This is a genomic window from bacterium (assembly GCA_035371905.1).
Lineage (GTDB): Bacteria > Ratteibacteria > UBA8468 > B48-G9 > JAFGKM01 > JAMWDI01.
This window is the reverse complement of the sequence record DAORXQ010000136.1, coordinates 1-3,816: the sequence shown is the minus strand read 5'-3', so window position 1 is coordinate 3,816 and position 3,816 is coordinate 1. Positions and strand designations below refer to the sequence as shown.

The following is a 3,816-nucleotide window of genomic DNA, read 5'->3' as shown; positions in this document are numbered from 1 at the left end:
AACAGAAAAAGATTGTTTTATGCCCCTTTATATTCTTATCCCTAAAGGAGATAAAAAGAAGTATCCTGCAATTTTATGCTGTCATGGACATGGACCTTATGGTAAAGACCCTGTTGCTGGAGTTCATAATAATAATCCTGAAATAATAAATAATATAAAAATCCATAATTACAATTATGGAGAACAGATGGCTGAAAAGGGTTTTGTGACAATTGTTCCTGACTGGAGAAGTTTCGGGGAAAGGATTGGATACCATAATATTTTTCAGCCAAGAGATATCTGTAATATTCATTTTTTACAACATTTAATCTGTGGCAGAACGCTTCTTGGAGCAAATATTTTTGATGGTATGAGAGCAATTGATTTTTTATTAACAAGGGATTATGTTGATAAGGAAAACATTGGTTGTATGGGATTATCCTTTGGAGGAACAATGGCGACATATTTAACATTGCTTGACAATAGAATTAAAGCAGGAGATATAATATGTTATGCAACAACAACTTTACATTATGCGATAGAAAGACCGAATTTCTGTGGAAGTCAAATAGTTCCTTTTCTATATAAATATGCTGATGTCGGAGATGTAATCGCTGCAATTTGTCCTAAACCACTTTTAATTGAATCAGGAGCAAATGATACATGTTTCTGGATCCATTCAGCAAAAAAGGCACATGAAAAAGTAAAAAAAGCGTATAAAGTAGCAGGTGTAAGTGGCGATTTATGGATTGAGATATTCCCGGGAGAACATGCTTTTTCAGGTAAAATGGCTTTTAAATTTTTTGAAAAATATCTTAAAAAATGAGAAATTACATTTTAAAACGACTATTACAATTTATCCCCTTACTTATTGGAATGACTTTTATATCCTTTTTTATAATTCAACTTGCTCCCGGTGATTATTTCACGCAATTAAAAATGAATCCAGAAATATCACCTGAAACTATTGAAAATATGCGGAAATTATTTGCTCTTGATAAACCCATAATAATTCAGTATTTTTACTGGTTAAAAAATATTTTTACATTTAATCTTGGAGAATCATTTTCATATCATGTTCCTGTTTCGTTTTTAATAAAAGTTCGACTGAAAAACACAATCGCTCTTTCAATTTTTTCAATTTTTTTTACATGGGTCATCGCAATACCTTTAGGAATTTTTGGAGCAATAAAGGATAAAAAATGGCAGGAAAGAATATTATCATTTCTTGCCTATATTGGAATTTCTCTCCCTTCCTTCTTTATCGCAATGCTTGTTATATTTTTTATTGCAAAAACAGCAGTTTTACCTCTTGGAGGAACAACTTCTATTTTTTATGAAAATGCTTCAAACATTGAAAAATTTATTGATTACCTTAAACACTTATTTGTTCCGGGAATGATTTTAACAATTTCAGGTATAGGGTCTCTATATCGCCTCATGAAAAACAATTTTCTTGAAACACTTAACTCGCCTTATATTTTTACTGCTTATGCAAAAGGAATCCCGACTTATAAAATATATTTTAAACATGCTTTGAGAAATGCAATAAATCCCATGATAACAATTTTCGGATATGAACTTTCAGGAATTTTAAGTGGTGCTGGACTTGTAGAAATTATAACTGGCTGGCCTGGTATGGGAAGACTGGTTCTTGAAGGTGTTTTATCTTCTGACCTGTATCTTGTTATGGCTTCTCTTCTAATAGGAGGGATTTTGCTTATTTTAGGCAATTTATTTGCTGATATTTTAATTGCTCTGGTTGACCCGAGAGTGAGGTTAAGATGAAAAGTATTTTAAAGAGATTAAAAAATAAAAATTTTTTTTCATACTGTTCTTTCTGGATAATTATTTTCCTTTATTTTTTAGCAATAATGGCGGATTTTATATCTCCTTACCCCTATAATAAACAGTTCAGAGATTATCCATTATGTCCTCCAACAAGGATACACTTTTTTGACCATAATAAAAATTTTCATTTAAGACCATTTGTTTATGAAATAAAACTTGTGAATCCTGCTTTAAATCAATATGAAATTGTTAAAGAAAAAATATGTCCAATTTATTTCTTTGTTAAAGGGGAGAAAAGAAAAATACTTGGGATATTTAATTCAGAAAGATATCTGTTTGGAACAAAAGAGGGTAAAATTTTTCTTTTTGGTACAGATATGCACGGAAGAGATATTTTTTCAAGAATTTTATATGGAGCAAGAATTTCACTCTCAATTGGCATAATAGGTGTTTCCATATCTTTTTTCTTTGGTTTTTTAATAGGTGGAATTTCTGGATATTTTGGAGGAAAAATTGATAATATTTTAATGCGTCTTGTTGAAATTTTTATGATGTTTCCTGCTTTTTATTTGATGCTTTCTTTAAGGGCTGTTTTTCCTTTAAATCTTTCTTCTTTTCAAATATATCTTTTAATCGTAATAATTTTGAGTTTGATTGGCTGGGCTGGACTTGCAAGAATTATAAGGGGTATGGTTCTGTCAATAAAAGAAGAAGAATATGTTCTTGCAGCAAGAGCACTTGGAGTTTCAACTTTTAAAATTATTTTTAAACATATAATACCTAATACTTTTTCATATTCAATAACTGCCATTACATTATCCATTCCTGGCTATATACTTGGAGAATCAACTTTAAGTTTACTCGGACTGGGAATTCAAGAACCATATCCAAGTTGGGGAAATATGCTTTCTGTCTGTATTGGAAATTTAAGAGTTTTATCAAGTGCTCCATGGATGTTAACACCTGGATTTTTCATATTTCTCACAATTATATGTTTCAATTTTCTTGGAGATGGATTAAGAGATGTTCTTGACCCAAAAAACTGGTAAAATGGAAAAAATTTTAACTGTTAAGAATATCTTTGTTGGTAATGAGGAGATTAAAATTTTAAGAAATATAAATTTTGAAGTTAGAAAAAAAGAGATTGTTTCAATTGTTGGAGAAAGTGGCTGTGGAAAGAGTATGACTTTGAGAGCAATTATAAAACTACTACCTAAAAATCTTAAAATTCTTAATGGTGAAATTTTTTTTGAGAATTTGAAAATTACAGAATACAATGAAATGGAAAAAATCAGAGGTAAAAGAATTGGAATGATTTTTCAGGAACCTTCTTCATACTTAAACCCACTCTTCACAATAGGAAATCAAATAGAGGAAGGGATTAAAGAAAATATAGGGAAAAAAGAGAAAAAAGAAAAAATAGTAAAAATTTTAAAAGAAATTGGGCTTTCTCCAGATGTTTATTACAGTTATCCCCATCAGTTAAGTGGAGGAATGCAACAGAGGGCAATGATAGCAATGGCTTTAATAAATAATCCAGATTTACTTCTTGCAGATGAACCAACAACAGCACTTGATGTTACAACTGCTTCTGGAATAATAAAGTTACTTAAAGATCTTGTTTCAATATATAACCTTTCAATAATTTTTGTGACCCATGATATTTCCCTTGCAAAATATATTTCAGATAAAATTATAGTGATGTATGCAGGAATTATTGTTGAAAAAGGAAACTCTGAACAAGTTTATAATAATCCTTTACATCCATACACTCAAAAACTCATAAATTGTCTACCTGAAAAATACTCAAAGAGAGAAAGAATTAAAACAATTGAAGGAGAAGTCCCTTCTTTTAAAAATTTACCTTATGGTTGTCCTTTTTCTACAAGATGTGAATATAAAAAAAGAATATGTGAGGAAAAAATTCCTGGAGAAATCGTTATTGAAAATAGAATTGTGAGGTGTTTTAAATATGGAAATATTGTGGAAAGTTGAGAATTTAACAAAAGAGTATGAGGTAAAAAGTGAATTTAAAAAAATAAGAAT

4 protein-coding genes are annotated in these 3,816 nt (G+C 29.8%); all 4 read left to right on the top strand.

Annotation, left to right across the window (positions count from 1 at the left end):
* Positions 1 to 805: alpha/beta hydrolase family protein (locus tag PKV21_09585; protein ID HOM27737.1), on the top strand; the 805-nt coding region annotated here is incomplete at its 5' end.
* Positions 802 to 1,767, top strand: a complete 966-nt coding sequence (locus tag PKV21_09580) for an ABC transporter permease (protein ID HOM27736.1) — start codon at positions 802 to 804, stop codon at positions 1,765 to 1,767. The genes PKV21_09585 and PKV21_09580, both read left to right, overlap by 4 nt.
* Positions 1,764 to 2,819 carry an ABC transporter permease gene (locus PKV21_09575; protein ID HOM27735.1) on the top strand — a complete coding sequence of 352 codons (1,056 nt, stop codon included), beginning with the start codon at positions 1,764 to 1,766 and terminating at the stop codon, positions 2,817 to 2,819. The genes PKV21_09580 and PKV21_09575 overlap by 4 nt, the downstream gene beginning before the upstream one ends.
* A gap of 1 nt (position 2,820) precedes the next feature.
* On the top strand, positions 2,821 to 3,765 hold the full coding sequence (locus tag PKV21_09570; GenBank protein ID HOM27734.1) for an ABC transporter ATP-binding protein: 945 nt from the start codon (positions 2,821 to 2,823) through the stop codon (positions 3,763 to 3,765).
* The last annotated feature ends 51 nt before the right edge of the window (positions 3,766 to 3,816 follow it).